Source organism: Serratia sp. ME47, assembly GCF_903970925.1.
Lineage (GTDB): Bacteria > Pseudomonadota > Gammaproteobacteria > Enterobacterales > Enterobacteriaceae > Serratia > Serratia ureilytica.
Map to the genome: position 1 here is coordinate 1 of NZ_CAJCKE010000028.1, position 14,466 is coordinate 14,466.

Here is a 14,466-nt window from a genome sequence, read left to right on the forward strand (position 1 = left end):
GTTTTTGATGGTAGGCACCGGCAAGGTCTTCACCGTCACCGACGTCGGCGCCTGGGGCATTGAAAACGAACTGGTGTTCTTTATGGGTGGGGTCGCCATACTGCTGCTGGGCAGCGGGAAGTATGCCATCGCGCGCAATGAAGCCTATCGATAAACCGCGCTATCAATAAGGAGGTTTCTGGTCTGAGCCTCCTCTTTATCTATAACGGCCATTAACGATCGGCCAGCCGGTAAACCGGTACCTTGCGCGTCGTGCCGGTCAGGGTGTCGAAAATCTCCGTTTCCGCTGTCACGATCGTCATGCCGGTTTTTCTTAGCCTGCGCACTTCGGCAGCGATGCGTTGTATGCCGAACCAGAACAGTCCGTCCAGCGCCGTGACGCCCAGCCCCTGCTCCAGCGCCAGCTTAAGCCGCTCACGCGGCGCCTTGAGCGCCTTGGCGATTTCCCGGTAAGGCAGCGCGTCCACGCCCGACGCCGAGGTTCGGTGAATGCGGGTCGACAGACCGTATTGGAAGGCCTCGGGCACGTCGCTTAAATCACTCTTCAGGCTGTAAACGCAGCCAAAGCGCTTGCCGTTGAACACCACATTTTTTTGACTGATCGACAGCTCATCACGCAGGCCGGCAATCAGCTGCGGCGCCCGCACCAGCAATAAGCGAAACGGCAATTCGAAACTGGTCACATAGTCCACGTTGAGCAACGCAATGCGCAGGCGCTCTTCCGCGCCCGCCTGCGTCTGGCGACACTCGTTCAACACCTCGCTCCACTGGCGCGCAAGCCGCGGGGCTTCATCCAGCGGCGCGAAATGGTATTTCTCGATGTGGTAGTCGATTCTTTCGTTCATGTCCGTTGGCCCCCGCGTCAGTCATCATGCCCTCAGCAAATTACCTTACCCGCGGCCCACAATACAACACCGCATCGCGCCGCAAGACGCGGAAAAAATCGGGCGCATACGCCCCCTGCGCGCTCGCTCAAGGTGAGTCGTGCAACAGCAGCGATATCTCTTCGGCGGCCGAGCGCAACAAAGGCAGGTGGTGCTGATGCAAACGCTCTGCGGAAACCTGGCCGGCATGCACGCCGACGTTCAACGCCGCGGCGATGCGGCCGTCCGGCGTGGTGAGCGGTACCGCCAGTGAACGCAGGCCAATCTCCAGTTCCTGATCGTTGATGGCATATCCCTGCTGACGCACGCGCGCCAGCTCTTCCCGCAATGCGCTGACGCTTACCAGGGTATGGCTGGTGTAACGCAGTTGAGTCAATCGCGCCAAATAGTCATTCAACGTCTCACTGGCGAGCCCGCTGAGCAGCACCCGCCCCATCGACGTCGTGCTGGCGGGTAAGCGACTGCCGACGTGCAAATCGATGGTCATGATCCGCGAAGTTGATGCGCGGGCGATATAAAGAATGTCATCGCCGTCCAATATGGCCATGGAACAGGACTCATTGAGCGTCTGGCTGAGTTGCCTCAACACCGGCTGCGCGGCGTTGGCCAACGGCGAAGCCCCCAGCCAGTTGTGACCCAGCGACAACACGCGCGGGCGCAGCTCATAATTCTTGCCGTCTTCCGCGTACACAAAGCCCAGCTTACTCAGGGTGTAAAGGCAGCGGCGCACCGCCGCGCGCGGAATGCCGGTACGCTGGCTAATCTGCGACACCGACATCAGCCGCCGCTGCGGCGTAAAAGCCTGCAGGACCTCCAATCCTCGCGCCAAAGAGGCCATAAAGTCGGGATCCCCCTTCCAGGGATCGGTGCTGCTGCGCGTAATTTCCTGTTCTTTTTCCATTCTCGTTACCCCGCTGTCTGCCTGAAATATCGGTGTGCCGACGATCACAACCTGGGAATGCCCTTCATAGAATAGCCGATAATCGCACACTTTTTCGATAATCGGTATTGTTTGCCTGAAAGGGACGATCTACTTTTCCCATTGACGATAAACACTCCCCCGGCGGGCGCCGAATGAAAGGAACAACAGATGATCGATAAAAGTGTGGCCACCCTGGAAGACGCCGTGTCCATCATTCCGGACGGCGCGAGCATCATGATTGGCGGCTTTGGCCCCGCGGGACAGCCGCTGGAACTGATCGATGCGCTGATTGAACACGGTGCCCGCGAGCTGACGGTAATCAGCAATAACGCCGGCAACGGCGACAGCGGCCTCGCGGCGCTGCTCAAGACCGGCTGTGTGCGAAAGATGATTTGTTCCTTCCCGCGCCAGGCCGATTCGTGGGTCTTTGACGACCTTTATCGCCGCGGCGCGATCGAACTGGAACTGGTGCCTCAGGGCAACCTTGCCGCCCGCATGCAGGCCGCCGGCAGCGGGTTGGGCGGCATTTTCACCCCAACCGCCTTTGGCACGCCGCTGGCGCAAGGCAAAGAAACGCGTGAAATCGACGGACGGCATTACGTGTTTGAAATGCCCTTAAAGGCGGATTTCGCCTTGATAAAGGCCCATCGGGGTGACCGCTGGGGCAATCTGGTTTACCGCAAAGCGGCGCGTAATTTTGGCCCGGTGATGGCGATGGCCGCCGCCACGACGATAGCGCAGGTCGCTGAATTGGTGCCGCTTGGCGCACTGGATCCGGAAAACGTGATAACGCCGGGCATCTTCGTCCAGCGCCTGGTGGCGGTGGCGCACCCCGCGACCTTTTCCCTCTCTGCCTGAGGAGTCATAACATGCAAAAATTAACCCGCGACCAATTAGCCCAACGGGTAGCGCGCGATATTCCGGAAGGCGCCTACGTCAACCTCGGGATTGGGCTGCCGACCCGCATCGCTAACTACCTGCCCGCCGACAAAGAGGTGATTCTGCACAGCGAAAACGGCCTGCTCGGCATGGGGCCGTCACCCGCGCCGGGCGAAGAAGATCCGGAACTCATCAACGCCGGTAAAGAACTGGTGACCTTGCTGCCCGGCGGCAGTTATTTCCATCACGCCGACTCTTTTACCATGATGCGCGGCGGCCACCTCGATATCTGCGTGATGGGGGCGTATCAGGTCTCGGCTGCCGGCGATCTGGCCAACTGGAGCACCGGCGCCGAAGACGCGATCCCGGCGGTGGGCGGCGCTATGGATCTGGCCATCGGCGCGCGCAAAGTCTATGTGATGATGGACTACCTGACCAAGACCGGCGAATGCAAGCTGGTGGAACAGTGCAGCTACCCGTTGACCGGATTGGCCTGCGTCAGCCGCATTTATTCGGATATGGCAATCATTGATATCACCTCGGACGGCCCGCAGGTGCTGGAGCTGTGTCCGGGGCTCACCTTTGACGCGCTGCAAGCGTTAACCCCGATACGTTTACTGCAATCTGACTTGATCCCCGCTTGAGGAAATCGCCATGCAACAGGCTTTTATCTGCGATGCCGTTCGTACGCCATTCGGCCGTTACGGCGGCGCATTATCCGCGCTGCGCGCCGACGATTTGGCCGCTCTGCCCCTGAAGGCGCTGCTTGCCCGACTGCCGCAGTTGGATCCCCACGCCATTGATGACGTTATTCTGGGGTGCGCCAACCAAGCCGGTGAAGACAATCGCAACGTGGCGCGAATGGCGCTGCTGTTGGCCGGATTGCCCCACACCGTGCCGGGCACCACCCTCAATCGCCTGTGCGGTTCGGGATTGGACGCGGTAGGCATGGCGGCGCGCGCCATTAAATGCGGCGAAGCGGAGGTCATCATCGCGGGCGGCGTGGAAAGCATGTCGCGCGCGCCCTTTGTCACCGGCAAAGCGGACAGCGCCTTCAGCCGATCGCTGAAAATGGAAGATACGACGATGGGATGGCGCTTTATCAACCCGCAGATGCGCGCGCGGTTCGGTGTCGAAACCATGCCTGAAACCGCCGAAAATGTGGCTCGCGATTTCGCCGTCAGCCGCGCCGATCAAGACGCCTTTGCATTGCGCAGCCAAGAGCGCACCGCCCGCGCTCAGGAGCTGGGCCTGTTTGATGAGGAACTGATCGCCGTCAGCATTCCGCAACGCAAAGGCGAGCCGCTCAGCCTGGTTCGCGACGAACATCCCCGCAGCACCTCTTTGGCCGCGCTGTCCGCCCTGAAAGGCGTCGTGCGCCCCGAGGGGAGCGTCACCGCCGGCAACGCCTCGGGCATCAACGACGGGGCCAGCGCCCTGCTCATTGCCAGCGAACGCGCGGCGGTGCAGTATGGACTCGCCCCGCTGGCGCGTGTGGTCGGCATGTCCGCCTGCGGCGTAGAGCCGCGCATCATGGGTTACGGGCCGGTTCCCGCAGTCCGCAAAGTGCTGGCGCAAACCGGTTTGAGCCTGGCGCAAATGGACGTCATCGAGTTGAATGAAGCCTTTGCCGCCCAGGCGCTGGCCGTGACGCGCGCCCTGGGACTGCCGGATGACGCGGAACGGGTCAACCCTAACGGCGGCGCTATCGCGCTGGGGCATCCCCTGGGGGCATCCGGCGGCAGGTTGGCCATGACCGCCGCTTATCAACTGCGGCGCACCGGCGGGCGTTTTGCCCTGTGCACCATGTGCGTCGGTGTCGGGCAAGGCGTCGCCTTGATTCTGGAACGGATATAACGAATGTCTCTCTATAGCGCAATGTTTATGGCTTCGCCATTAACGCCCTGCTTCAGCGACACGGCGCTGCTGCAGGGCATGCTTGATTTCGAAGCCGGTCTGGCGCAGGCCCTGGCGTCTGCAGGGATTATCGATGACGCGTCCGCGCGGATCATACGCAGCCACTGCCAGGCGGAAAAGCTCGACACCGCCGCGCTGACGCAGTCCGCCGGATTGGCGGGCAATTTAGCCATTCCCCTCGTCAAACAATTGACGGCGTTGGTGGCGCAAACCTCACCGGAAGCGGCGCGTTTCGTTCACTGGGGGGCGACCAGTCAGGATGCGATTGACAGCGGGCTGGTGCTGCAACTGCGCAGCGCGCTCGATAAAACCGACGCGCTGCTCAATCAGCTGATTGCGGCGCTGACGGCGCAATGCCGGCGCCATAGCGCAACGTTAATGGTGGGCCGCACCTGGCTGCAACACGCTTTGCCAACGACGCTGGGGCTGAAGCTGGCCGGCACGCTGGACGCCTTGCTGCGCTATCGGGCTCGTCTGGCTGAAATGCGGCCACGCGTGCTCGCGTTGCAATTCGGCGGCGCGGCCGGCACGCTCGCCTCGCTCGGCGAACAGGGCGAGCGCGTTGAGCGGGCGCTGGCGCAAGCGCTGGCCCTGCCGCGCAGCGCCACGCCGTGGCATACCCAACGCGATCGGTTGTTGGAGCTGGCGAGTTGGTATGCCGGCCTGACGGGCTCGCTCGGCAAGCTGGCGCGCGACATGTCTTTGTTGATGCAGACCGAAGTCGCTGAAATCAGCGAACCGTCGGCCCCCGGACGCGGCGGCTCCTCCACGATGCCGCATAAGCGCAATCCGGTACTTTGCGCCGCCATCCTCAGCGCGGCCAACCGTCTGCCTGCGTTGATGTCCGGATTGTATACCGGCCTGGTGCAGGAGCACGAACGCGCGCTGGGCGGCTGGCAGGCCGAGTGGCAAAGCCTGCCGCAGCTCCTGGTGCTGAGCGGGGCGGCATTGGCGCAAAGCCTGGATCTCATTAACGGTCTGGAGGTGCATGAAGCGGCGATGCGGCGCAATCTGGCGCTGACGCAGGGGCTGATCATGGCTGAATCGGTTACCCTGGCCTTGGCCCCCACCCTCGGACGTCAACAGGCGCACCATCATATAGAACGGTGCTGCCGGCAAGCCCTGGCCACCCAGCAACCCCTGTTAACCCTTCTGTGCGCCGATGCGGAAGTCTCTTCCCGACTCAGCCGGGAAACCCTGGAAACCTTGCTCGATCCGGCCAATGCCACCGGCAGCACGCAGCGTTTCATTCAACAAGTCCTGGCGATGGCCGAGAGGGAGCAATCATGTTGAATTATGTCCTTGAGGGGCCTGAAAACGCCCCGGTTATTCTGTTTGGCAACTCGCTGGGCACCTCATTATCAATGTGGCAGCCGCAGCGCGACGCGTTCATCGCCCACTATCGCATTCTGCGCTACGACGTTGCCGGCCACGGCGACTCTGCGCCCGATGAACAGCCCGGCTCGCTGGCGCGACTGGGCGAACAGGTGCTGTCCCTGCTGGACACTCTGGCAATTGATCGGGTGCATTTCTGCGGCATCTCCATGGGGGGGCTGACGGGGTTATGGCTGGCGCGCTTTCATGCCGATCGCTTGCTGACGCTGACGATCGCCAATAGCGCCGCGAAAATCGGGGTGACGGAGCATTGGCGAGAACGCGCCGCGCGGGTGCGCCAGTGCGGCATGTCCGCCGTCAGCGATGGCGCGGCAGCGCGCTGGTTCACCCCGGCATTTTGCCAATCCGCCCCCGTCAAGGTGCAAACCGTCGTGCAACAGCTCACCGCCTGCGATCCCGAGGGCTATGCCGCTTGCTGCGACGCGCTGGCGACCGCCGATTTACGCGCCGAGCTGGCAGGCATCCGCGTTCCGACGCTGGTTATCGCCGGACATGAGGATGCGGTAACGACCGTCGACGATGCAAAAGCCTTGGCGGCAGGCATTCCCGACGCGCAATGCGTCATCCTGCCCGCCGCCCACCTGTCCAGCATCGAAGCCTGGCGGGCATTTAACCGCGCGTTCCGGGCCTTTTTGGATGAGCAGCTCACGCAGCGGCAACGTTATCAGCAAGGCCTGACGGTGCGCAGAGCGGTGCTGGGCGATGAGCATGTCGATAATACCCTCGCGGCGCTGTCGCCGCTCAACGAGGAGTTTCAGCATTTCATCACTCGCTACGCCTGGGGGGAAATATGGACGCGTCCGGGCTTGTCGCGCCATACCCGCAGCCTGATCACCATCGCGATGCTGATCGCCTTGAATCGCGAAGCTGAGCTGAAAATGCATATCCGGGCCGCCTTCAATAACGGCGTCACGCGTGAAGAGATCAAAGAAGTTCTGATGCATGCGGCGCTTTACTGCGGCTTACCCGCCTCGAACGCCGCTTTTCATCTGGCGCAGTCCGTCTTTGCCGAACACGACGCCGGGCGGCGCTCGGACGACTAGAAGACGCGGTTATACCGGCACATCCAGCACCCTTTGGCGCAGCGCAGCAACCAGGCGCTGCTGCTCAGGGGACGAGAGCGCCTCTTGCCGGGTAATGATGCCCAGCGGCTCGGCCATGCCCTGGGTAGGCAACGGCAGCGCACGCAGATGATTGCTGAACAAGTCGTCACGCACCGCGCCGTAAGGCACCAGCCACACATAGCCATACTGTAGCGTCAGGCAGCGCGCCAGCGTGACCGACAACGTCTCGACGCACCCTTCCGGCACCGCCAGCCCGTGGCTGACAATGAGCGCCTCCGCATTCTGACGCGGCACCGTACCCCGCGGGGAGAGCACCAATGGCCAGCTCAAAGCTTCCGCCAGCGAGACATCCGAATGCAACAGCTGATGATGAGGAGCAACCACCAGCCGCAGCGTTTCATGGTACAGCAGCTCGAAGTTGAGCCCCTCCATGCGGGAGGGGTCTGACATGCGCCCGATGCCTAACGTTAATTGCCCCGATCTCACCGCCATCATCAGCGCATCGTTGGCCAGCGTCGTAACCTGCATGCGCCAGCCGGGGGATTGCTGCTGCAACCCCACCACGACCGGCGCGACCAGACTCACCAGCGTGGTGGGCAGCGCGCCGATATGCAGCGGCGCCGGCAGCGCCTCGCTGTCCGAGGCAAGCGTGCGCCCCAACACATTCAGCGCATCCAAAACGCGGCTGGCATCCTGCAGGAAACGCGTTCCGGCGGCGGTCAGTTCCGCCCCCTGCCGATTGCGCGAAAAAAGGCGCTCGCCGGCCAGGCTTTCCAGTTCGTTGAGCGTTTTAGAGAGCGCGGGCTGCGTGATGCCCAATTGCTGTGCGGCGCGCACCAACGTCCCCTGTTGCGCGGTAGCGACAAAGGCGTGCAGATGACGAAGGCGGATGCGTTGGCTAAAGCGAGAAGTCATGTTCATGATTTATAGTATTAACTTGCCGCCGGCGCGGCAAGCTCATTGTCAGGGCGAACGGAGGATCAAATATCAAAAAAAACGGTTTCGTTCTCGCCCTGTAACCAGATGTCGAAATGGTACACCGTCTGATCCCCGCGCTGCCGCCTTTGCGCCAATAACGTGCTGCGCCGTTTTTCCCACTCGATGAGATTCAACACCGGATCTTCGGCATTTGCCGCCTGTTCGTCGGCAAAGTAGAGACGCGTGTTCAACCCGATGTTGATGCCGCGGGCCACTATCCACAGATTGAGATGGGGCGCCATCAACCGGCCGTCGCGCCCCGTCACGCGCCCCGGTTTAATCGTCTCGAATTGCCACAGGCCGCTGGTGAAATCCGAACAGGTTCGCCCCCAGCCGCGAAACGCCGGATCGTCGGGCTTATCCAACTGACCGTCGGCGGGGTGCTGATATCGCCCGGCAGCATTGGCCTGCCAGACTTCGACCAGCGCGTCTCGAACCGGCGTGCCGGAGCCGTCATAGACATGCCCTTCCACCACGATGCGCTCCCCGCGCGTCTCCGGTTGCGTCAACACATGGGTGAAATTACGCTCGAAAATATCAAAGCCGGCGGCATGCGGCGCCAAACCGATGTGCACATAAGGCCCGGCGGTTTGCGAGGCCGTTTCAGACAAGTACTTTTTCATCACGCGGCTCCCTGTGTACGGTTCTCAAACCACGTGGCTCGATGGCCCCGCAGCACCAGATCGAAGCGGTAAGCCAGGCTGTCCAGCGGCACGGCGGCGTGCATATCCAGCTCGGCAATCAGCGTGCGCATCGCATCGTCACTGCCTACCGACTGCAAGATGGGGCAGCGAACGAGCAACGGATCGCCTTCGAAATACATCTGCGTGATCAAGCGCTGCGCGAACGCCTCGCCGGAGAGCGAGAAGTGAATATGCGCCGGACGCCAGTCGCTGACCTGATTGCGCCAGGGATACGGGCCCGGCTTGATCGTACGAAAACAGTAATACCCGTTGTCGTCGGTCAGCATCCTGCCGCAGCCGCCAAAGTTGGGATCGATAGGCGCCAGATACTGATCTTTCTTGTGACGATAGCGCCCTCCCGCATTGGCCTGCCATACCTCGACCAGGGCGTTGCGCACCGGCGCCCCGAAGGCATCCCTCACAAATCCATGCACGATGATCCGCTCGCCGATCGGTAAGCCGTCTTTGGCGTAATTCAGAATCAGATCGTGATCCAGCGGGCCGATATCCGTTGGCGTGAAGACGGGGGCGGTCAGTTCAGACAGCGAGTTTTGCAATGAAATTAATGCATTGCGCGGCGACCGCAGCACGCTGGTTTTATACAGCGGCGCCAGCGCCGGCGGGTGATGACTGTAATCGCGATGCACCAGTTCTCGCGCCATCCAATCACTTTTCATCCCGGTATCCTTATTATTTGAGGGTACATGTCGACAGAGTGTAGGAAGCGCAATATGTAAAAGTAAAGTGAGAAAACCGATCGCTTTATATAACCAAAAGTAATGCAATGTTCTGAATTGACGAAACATTTCATTTGGTCCATAACATGATTCAATTCCCGTCGGTGGTCCGCCTCGCTGCTGAATGGTCGCTTTCAGGTCATCCATGACCGCTTAACTGGAGGCAATGATGAAACGTTCTATCGCGACGGTCTCGGTATCGGGTTCGCTGCCGGAAAAACTGCGGGCTATCGCCGCCGCAGGCTTTGATGGCGTCGAAATTTTCGATAACGATCTGGTCTACTACCCCGGCTCACCGGCGGAAATCCGTGAGTTGTGCGCCGAACTGGGCCTGGAAATTTTACTGTTCCAACCGTTTCGGGACTTCGAAGGAGCCCCGCGCGAAACGCTGGCGCAGAACCTTTCCCGCGCGGCGCGCAAGTTCGAAGTCATGCAGCAACTGGGCTGTTCTCGCATGCTGCTCTGCAGCAATGTCTCGCCCGACAGCAGCGAAGACATGGCCACGCAAGTGAGCGATTTGCGCGCGTTGGCGGAGTTGGCCGCCGAGTATGATATTACTGTCGGTTATGAAGCGCTGGCCTGGGGACGTCACGTGAATATGTGGCGCGACGCCTGGGCGCGCGTGAAGGCCGTAGATCATCCGGCGTTGGGGATCATTCTCGATAGTTTTCATATCCTGTCGCGCGGCGATAACCTCGATGGCCTCGAGGACGTGCCGCCCGAAAAAATCGTGTTTGTCCAACTGGCGGACGCCCCGCTGTTGAAGATGGATGTGCTCGCCTGGAGTCGCCATTTCCGCTGCTTCCCCGGCCAAGGGGAGCTGAATCTGACCCAGTTCATGACCCAACTTTCCGCGCATGGTTATCGCGGCGCCTGGTCTCTGGAGATATTTAACGATGGTTTCCGCGCCTCGCCGGTGCTCCCCACGGCCCAGGACGGTTTCCGATCGTTGTTGTGGCTGGAGGAGCAAACCTATGACTGGTTGGCCAAACAGCCTCTGCTGCCCAACGCCATGGCCTCGCTCATGGAACGTTCCTTATTCCATTCGCAGCCGCATCCGCCCTTGCTGGCGCTGGAGTTTATCGAATTTGCCGTCTCGCACAACGACGGGCTGGCGATGGGCCAATGGCTGACGCAGCTGGGATTGGTTCACGCCGGCGAGCACCGCTCCAAAAGCGTCGCCCTCTATCGCAACGGCAAAGTGAATGTCATTCTGAATGCCCAGCCGGAAAGCCAAGCCAGCGGCTATTATCACCTGCACGGCATTTCCCTGTGCGCCGTGGCGTGGCGGGTGCGCGGCGTAGCGCGTTTACTGCAACGGGCGCAAGACTACGGGTACGCCATCTGGCAAGGCGAAACCGGCCCCAACGAGCGGCAAATCCCCGCGCTGTGCGCACCGGACGGCAGCCTGATTTATCTGGTGGAAGCGGACGAAGATCCCAAGAACGATATTTATCACGCCGATTTTCATCTGACTCATCGCAGCGCGCCGCCGCCCGCGCTGCAAAGCATCGATCACCTGGCGATTGCGCTGGCGGATGAATCGAGCGGCAACTGGATCATGTTCCTGCGCAGCGTGCCGGGTTTTGTGCAGGACAACGAGTGGGAATTGCCCGATCCGCTGGGTTTGGTTCGCAGCCGCGTCCTGCGCAGCCCCAACGACGCCATCCGGCTGCCGCTGAATATGTCGGTGAGCCGGGAAACGCAAATCGCCCAGGCGTTAACCGCCTATCAGGGCGCAGGCTTGCAGCACGTCGCCTTTGGCTGCGAGGATCTGTTCAGCATGGTGAAAGCGGCGCAGGCGCGCGGATTAAAAACGCTGCGTATTCCCGATAACTACTATCACGATCTCAGAGCGCGTTTCGATCTCGACCCCGCTTTCCTCTCACAGCTGCAAGCGGGCAATGTGCTCTACGATCGAGACGATCAGGGCGGAGAATTGCTGCATGTCTACACCGTTCCCTATGAAAAAGGCCGCTTCTTCTTCGAACTTCTGGAGCGCCGAGGCGGCTACCGCGGCTTTGGGGCCGCCAACGCCCCGGTTCGGCTCACCGCCATGCGTTAATCGCGCGGGCCATCAAGGCCCGCCTGTTCTTCCATCTTACTGAAAAGATTAATGATCGCGCTCACACTCTCAGTGGCCTCCGGCGCCGCCATTCTCACGGCAATCCCTTTTCATAACATAAAGTTAACACTGCCTCGTCACTCACCGCCGGCTCAATTGTCCGATAAACGCACATTTTTTCGATTATCGCCGTTTAACGTCCGCCCAGGGGCTGCTTATAGTGATGACACTCAACTACTGCACCGGGAGCACCTCCATGTCGGGAAACAACGCAATCAATGTTCGGGCGCTGATCGACGACCGCCCGTTAGGCAAATGGCAAAAGATGATCGTGCTGCTCGGCTTTTGCATCATTGCTCTGGATGGATTCGATATCGTTATCATGGGATTTATTGCGCCAGAGCTTAAGGCGGATTGGCAAATCACTAACCGCGAACTGGGGCTGGTGATCAGCGCGGCGCTGATTGGCCTGTCGCTGGGCGCGATGCTATCCGGGCCATTGTCAGACAGATTCGGCCGCAAAGTCGTCATCATCAACAGCGTGTTCTTTTTTGGCGTTTGGACGCTGGTGACGGCGTTTTCTCAAAATATGGAGCAGATGATGTTATTTCGCCTGCTCACCGGATTGGGGCTCGGCGCCGCCATGCCGAATGTCGGCACCCTGGTGGCGGAGTTCGCGCCCGCCCGACGCCGCGCTTTCTTGATTACCGTGGTTTTCTGCGGCTTCACCTTTGGCGCCGCCTTGGGCGGATTCGCCGCGTCCTGGCTGATGCCGCGCTTCGGCTGGCATGCCGTGCTGCTGCTCGGCGGGATCTTGCCCCTGCTGTTCGCGCCCGTGCTGATGGCGGCGTTACCCGAATCGGTGTGTTTCCTGGTGGCGAAACGGGCAGATCAGGGCGGCATTCAGCGCATTCTGGCGAAACTGGCGCCCGATCGCGATTTTCGACATTCTACCGTCGTTCTGCCCCCGCCGGGCCAGGTCTGCACTCATCCGGTTAAACTGGTGGTGAGCGCACGGTATCGCTTCGGCAGTTTAATGCTGTGGGGCGCGTATTTTAGCGCGCTGTTTCTGTACTACACCTTAGGCAGTTGGCTGCCGCTGCTGATTAAAGACAGCGGTTTCAACATCGCGCAAGCGGCGGTCATCACCGCGCTGTTTCAGGCGGGCGGGACATTAGGGTCGCTATTTTCCGGGTGGTTGATGGACAGATCCGAACCGCATCGCGCGTTGGCGTCGATTTATGGGTTGGGGGCGCTGTTCACTCTGCTGATGGGGATGGCGATGGGTTACCCCCTCCTGATGGGCGGCTGCGCGATGGCCATCGGGTTCTGCATCGGGGGCGCCAACACCGGCATGAACGCGTTGTCGGCCAGCTTTTACCCCACCGAAGCGCGGGCCACCGGCTCCAGCTGGATGCACGGCATCGGCCGTTTGGGCGCTATCTTAAGCGCGCTGGCCGGGGCTGAAATGCTGGCGCTCGGTTGGAGCTTCAGCACCATTTTCGCCGTCCTGGCGCTTCCCGCCCTGCTGACGGTGGCGATGATCGTCGCTAAACGGCGTCATCAGGCGCGTCAAGCGACAGAGCATCAATATGCCGCCTATCTGGATGCGCGTTCGAATGATGTTTGATTGCGTCGGGAAATAATCGACAACAAAGGGCAAGGCGTGTCGGCCTGCAGGGCCGGGGCGCTTTAACTGTGATGGGGATCGTTGAAAGATTTTTTCGTAAGTGATTGAATAATGGCGGAGAGAGGGGGATTTGAACCCCCGGTAGAGTTGCCCCTACTCCAGTTTTCGAGACTGGTCCGTTCAGCCGCTCCGGCATCTCTCCTGACAACGCTTGCTATCATGCCCGCTTTTACGGCATTTTTACAGCATTAGCATACCGCTGAACGTTCAAGTGACGACTTTACGAGCAACCTGATGATTAAATGGCCGTGGAAAGCGACTCAACCTTCTCAACCCGAGGCGGATACCCAGGCACAGTGGCGGGACGCGCTGGCGATCCCGCTGCTCTCGCCGCTGAATGAGCAAGAGCGGCAGCGGCTGGTGGCCGTCGCCGGGCAGATTTTGCAGCAAAAGCGCATCGTGCCGCTGCAGGGGCTGCAGCTCACCTCGCAGATGCAGGCGCGCATCGCCCTGCTGTTCGCCTTGCCGGTGCTGGAGCTGGGCGCGGAGTGTCTCGACGGCTTCAACGAAATTCTGCTCTACCCCACCCCCTTCGTGGTGGAAGACGAATGGCAGGACGAGATCGGCCTGGTGCACTCGGGGCCGGTGGTGCAGTCCGGCCAAAGCTGGGAACAGGGGCCGATCGTGCTCAACTGGCAAGACGTGCAGGACTCTTTCGACCTTTCCGGTTTCAATCTGGTGATCCACGAAGCGGTGCACAAGCTGGATATGCGCAATGGCGGCGTCGCCACCGGCGTGCCGCCGATCCCGCTGCGCGAGGTGGCTGCCTGGGAACATGATCTGCACGCCGCGATGGAAAGCCTGCAGGACGAGATCGACATGGTCGGCGAAGAGGCCGCCAGCATGGATGCCTACGCCGCCACCGATGCGGCCGAGTGCTTCGCCGTGCTGTCGGAGTACTTCTTCAGCGCCCCCGAGCTGCTGGCCGAACGCTTCCCGGCGCTGTATCAGCACTTTTGCCGCTTCTACCGCCAGGATCCGCTGGCGCGCCTGCTGCGCGCCCAGGCAGAAAACGACGCGCAATGGGCTGATTGACAGGCTTGTTGCTCAGATACCGAGCAGTCGCACCGCCTGGGGAAATTTAGCGTTGACACACCTGGGGCAGCTGGATATGATGCGCCCCGTTCACACGATTCCTCTGTAGTTCAGTCGGTAGAACGGCGGACTGTTAATCCGTATGTCACTGGTTCGAGTCCAGTCAGAGGAGCCATATTTAGAAAAGCCCGCTTAAGGCAACTTAAGCGGGATTTTT

13 protein-coding genes, 2 tRNA genes and 2 pseudogenes are annotated in these 14,466 nt (G+C 60.8%); 11 read left to right on the top strand and 6 right to left on the bottom strand.

Annotated elements, in window-relative coordinates; all coding sequences use genetic code 11:
• Positions 1–154 (top strand): annotated as a pseudogene (locus H7A77_RS25655) (DoxX family protein); the annotation flags it as partial.
• A 58-nt stretch (positions 155–212) separates the two neighbouring features.
• On the opposite strand, the gene H7A77_RS21295 reads toward H7A77_RS25655, so the two are convergent.
• Both H7A77_RS21295 and H7A77_RS21300 read right to left on the bottom strand, forming a co-directional pair.
• A complete protein-coding gene (locus H7A77_RS21295; RefSeq protein ID WP_182074611.1) occupies positions 213–845 on the bottom strand; it encodes a helix-turn-helix domain-containing protein in 633 nt (210 codons plus the stop codon).
• Between the two features lie 127 nt (positions 846–972).
• On the bottom strand, positions 973–1,785 hold the full coding sequence (locus H7A77_RS21300; protein ID WP_033643667.1) for an IclR family transcriptional regulator C-terminal domain-containing protein: 813 nt from the start codon (positions 1,783–1,785) through the stop codon (positions 973–975).
• A gap of 189 nt (positions 1,786–1,974) precedes the next feature.
• Between H7A77_RS21300 and H7A77_RS21305 the strand changes: the two genes are divergently transcribed.
• From H7A77_RS21305 to pcaC, 6 genes and pseudogenes are all read left to right on the top strand, one after another.
• Positions 1,975–2,664, top strand: coding sequence for a 3-oxoacid CoA-transferase subunit A (locus H7A77_RS21305; RefSeq protein ID WP_182074612.1), 690 nt, complete (start codon positions 1,975–1,977; stop codon positions 2,662–2,664).
• Between the two features lie 11 nt (positions 2,665–2,675).
• Complete coding sequence (locus H7A77_RS21310) at positions 2,676–3,329, top strand: 3-oxoacid CoA-transferase subunit B (protein ID WP_108681393.1); 654 nt, start codon at positions 2,676–2,678, stop codon at positions 3,327–3,329.
• A 10-nt stretch (positions 3,330–3,339) separates the two neighbouring features.
• Complete coding sequence (pcaF, locus tag H7A77_RS21315) at positions 3,340–4,542, top strand: 3-oxoadipyl-CoA thiolase (protein WP_042784958.1); 1,203 nt, start codon at positions 3,340–3,342, stop codon at positions 4,540–4,542.
• A gap of 3 nt (positions 4,543–4,545) precedes the next feature.
• Positions 4,546–5,895, top strand: coding sequence for a 3-carboxy-cis,cis-muconate cycloisomerase (locus H7A77_RS21320; protein WP_182074613.1), 1,350 nt, complete (start codon positions 4,546–4,548; stop codon positions 5,893–5,895).
• Positions 5,886–6,629: pseudogene (gene pcaD / locus H7A77_RS25660) on the top strand (3-oxoadipate enol-lactonase); the annotation flags it as partial. The gene H7A77_RS21320 and the pseudogene pcaD, both read left to right, overlap by 10 nt.
• Positions 6,630–7,040, top strand: a complete 411-nt coding sequence (gene pcaC / locus H7A77_RS25665) for a 4-carboxymuconolactone decarboxylase (RefSeq protein ID WP_223524804.1) — start codon at positions 6,630–6,632, stop codon at positions 7,038–7,040.
• A gap of 9 nt (positions 7,041–7,049) precedes the next feature.
• Here the strand turns inward: pcaC and H7A77_RS21330 are convergent, their stop codons facing one another.
• From H7A77_RS21330 to pcaH, 3 genes are read right to left on the bottom strand one after another with little or no spacing between them, the layout of a single operon-like run.
• The gene (locus tag H7A77_RS21330) at positions 7,050–7,982 is read right to left on the bottom strand and encodes a LysR substrate-binding domain-containing protein (protein ID WP_033651813.1); all 933 of its coding nucleotides are present in this window, start codon (positions 7,980–7,982) and stop codon (positions 7,050–7,052) included.
• Positions 7,983–8,041: 59 nt separating this feature from the next.
• Positions 8,042–8,662, bottom strand: a complete 621-nt coding sequence (gene pcaG, locus H7A77_RS21335; protein ID WP_016927159.1) for a protocatechuate 3,4-dioxygenase subunit alpha — start codon at positions 8,660–8,662, stop codon at positions 8,042–8,044.
• On the bottom strand, positions 8,662–9,399 hold the full coding sequence (gene pcaH / locus H7A77_RS21340; protein WP_016927158.1) for a protocatechuate 3,4-dioxygenase subunit beta: 738 nt from the start codon (positions 9,397–9,399) through the stop codon (positions 8,662–8,664). Before pcaH ends, pcaG begins: the two co-directional genes overlap by 1 nt.
• Positions 9,400–9,628: 229 nt before the next feature.
• Here pcaH and H7A77_RS21345 point away from each other — a divergent pair, with 229 nt between their 5' ends.
• Complete coding sequence (locus H7A77_RS21345) at positions 9,629–11,524, top strand: bifunctional sugar phosphate isomerase/epimerase/4-hydroxyphenylpyruvate dioxygenase family protein (RefSeq protein ID WP_182074614.1); 1,896 nt, start codon at positions 9,629–9,631, stop codon at positions 11,522–11,524.
• Between the two features lie 256 nt (positions 11,525–11,780).
• Positions 11,781–13,154, top strand: a complete 1,374-nt coding sequence (locus H7A77_RS21350; RefSeq protein WP_046687396.1) for an aromatic acid/H+ symport family MFS transporter — start codon at positions 11,781–11,783, stop codon at positions 13,152–13,154.
• 112 nt (positions 13,155–13,266) lie between these two features.
• Here the strand turns inward: H7A77_RS21350 and H7A77_RS21355 are convergent.
• Positions 13,267–13,356 (bottom strand) — tRNA-Ser (locus H7A77_RS21355).
• A gap of 92 nt (positions 13,357–13,448) precedes the next feature.
• Here H7A77_RS21355 and mtfA point away from each other — a divergent pair.
• Together mtfA and H7A77_RS21365 are read left to right on the top strand one after the other, a co-directional pair.
• Positions 13,449–14,249 carry a DgsA anti-repressor MtfA gene (gene mtfA, locus H7A77_RS21360; protein ID WP_033651816.1) on the top strand — a complete coding sequence of 267 codons (801 nt, stop codon included), beginning with the start codon at positions 13,449–13,451 and terminating at the stop codon, positions 14,247–14,249.
• Positions 14,250–14,348: 99 nt separating this feature from the next.
• Positions 14,349–14,424, top strand: a tRNA-Asn gene (locus tag H7A77_RS21365).
• Positions 14,425–14,466 lie beyond the last annotated feature (42 nt).

Bases quoted from the DNA above. Each gene is read 5' to 3' on its own strand.
- H7A77_RS21295 (WP_182074611.1), bottom strand. From the start codon at position 845: ATGAACGAAAGAATCGACTACCACATCGAGAAATACCATTTCGCGCCG.
- H7A77_RS21300 (WP_033643667.1), bottom strand. From the start codon at position 1,785: ATGGAAAAAGAACAGGAAATTACGCGCAGCAGCACCGATCCCTGGAAG.
- H7A77_RS21305 (WP_182074612.1), top strand. From the start codon at position 1,975: ATGATCGATAAAAGTGTGGCCACCCTGGAAGACGCCGTGTCCATCATT.
- H7A77_RS21310 (WP_108681393.1), top strand. From the start codon at position 2,676: ATGCAAAAATTAACCCGCGACCAATTAGCCCAACGGGTAGCGCGCGAT.
- pcaF (WP_042784958.1), top strand. From the start codon at position 3,340: ATGCAACAGGCTTTTATCTGCGATGCCGTTCGTACGCCATTCGGCCGT.
- H7A77_RS21320 (WP_182074613.1), top strand. From the start codon at position 4,546: ATGTCTCTCTATAGCGCAATGTTTATGGCTTCGCCATTAACGCCCTGC.
- H7A77_RS21330 (WP_033651813.1), bottom strand. From the start codon at position 7,982: ATGAACATGACTTCTCGCTTTAGCCAACGCATCCGCCTTCGTCATCTG.
- pcaG (WP_016927159.1), bottom strand. From the start codon at position 8,662: ATGAAAAAGTACTTGTCTGAAACGGCCTCGCAAACCGCCGGGCCTTAT.
- pcaH (WP_016927158.1), bottom strand. From the start codon at position 9,399: ATGAAAAGTGATTGGATGGCGCGAGAACTGGTGCATCGCGATTACAGT.
- H7A77_RS21345 (WP_182074614.1), top strand. From the start codon at position 9,629: ATGAAACGTTCTATCGCGACGGTCTCGGTATCGGGTTCGCTGCCGGAA.
- H7A77_RS21350 (WP_046687396.1), top strand. From the start codon at position 11,781: ATGTCGGGAAACAACGCAATCAATGTTCGGGCGCTGATCGACGACCGC.
- mtfA (WP_033651816.1), top strand. From the start codon at position 13,449: ATGATTAAATGGCCGTGGAAAGCGACTCAACCTTCTCAACCCGAGGCG.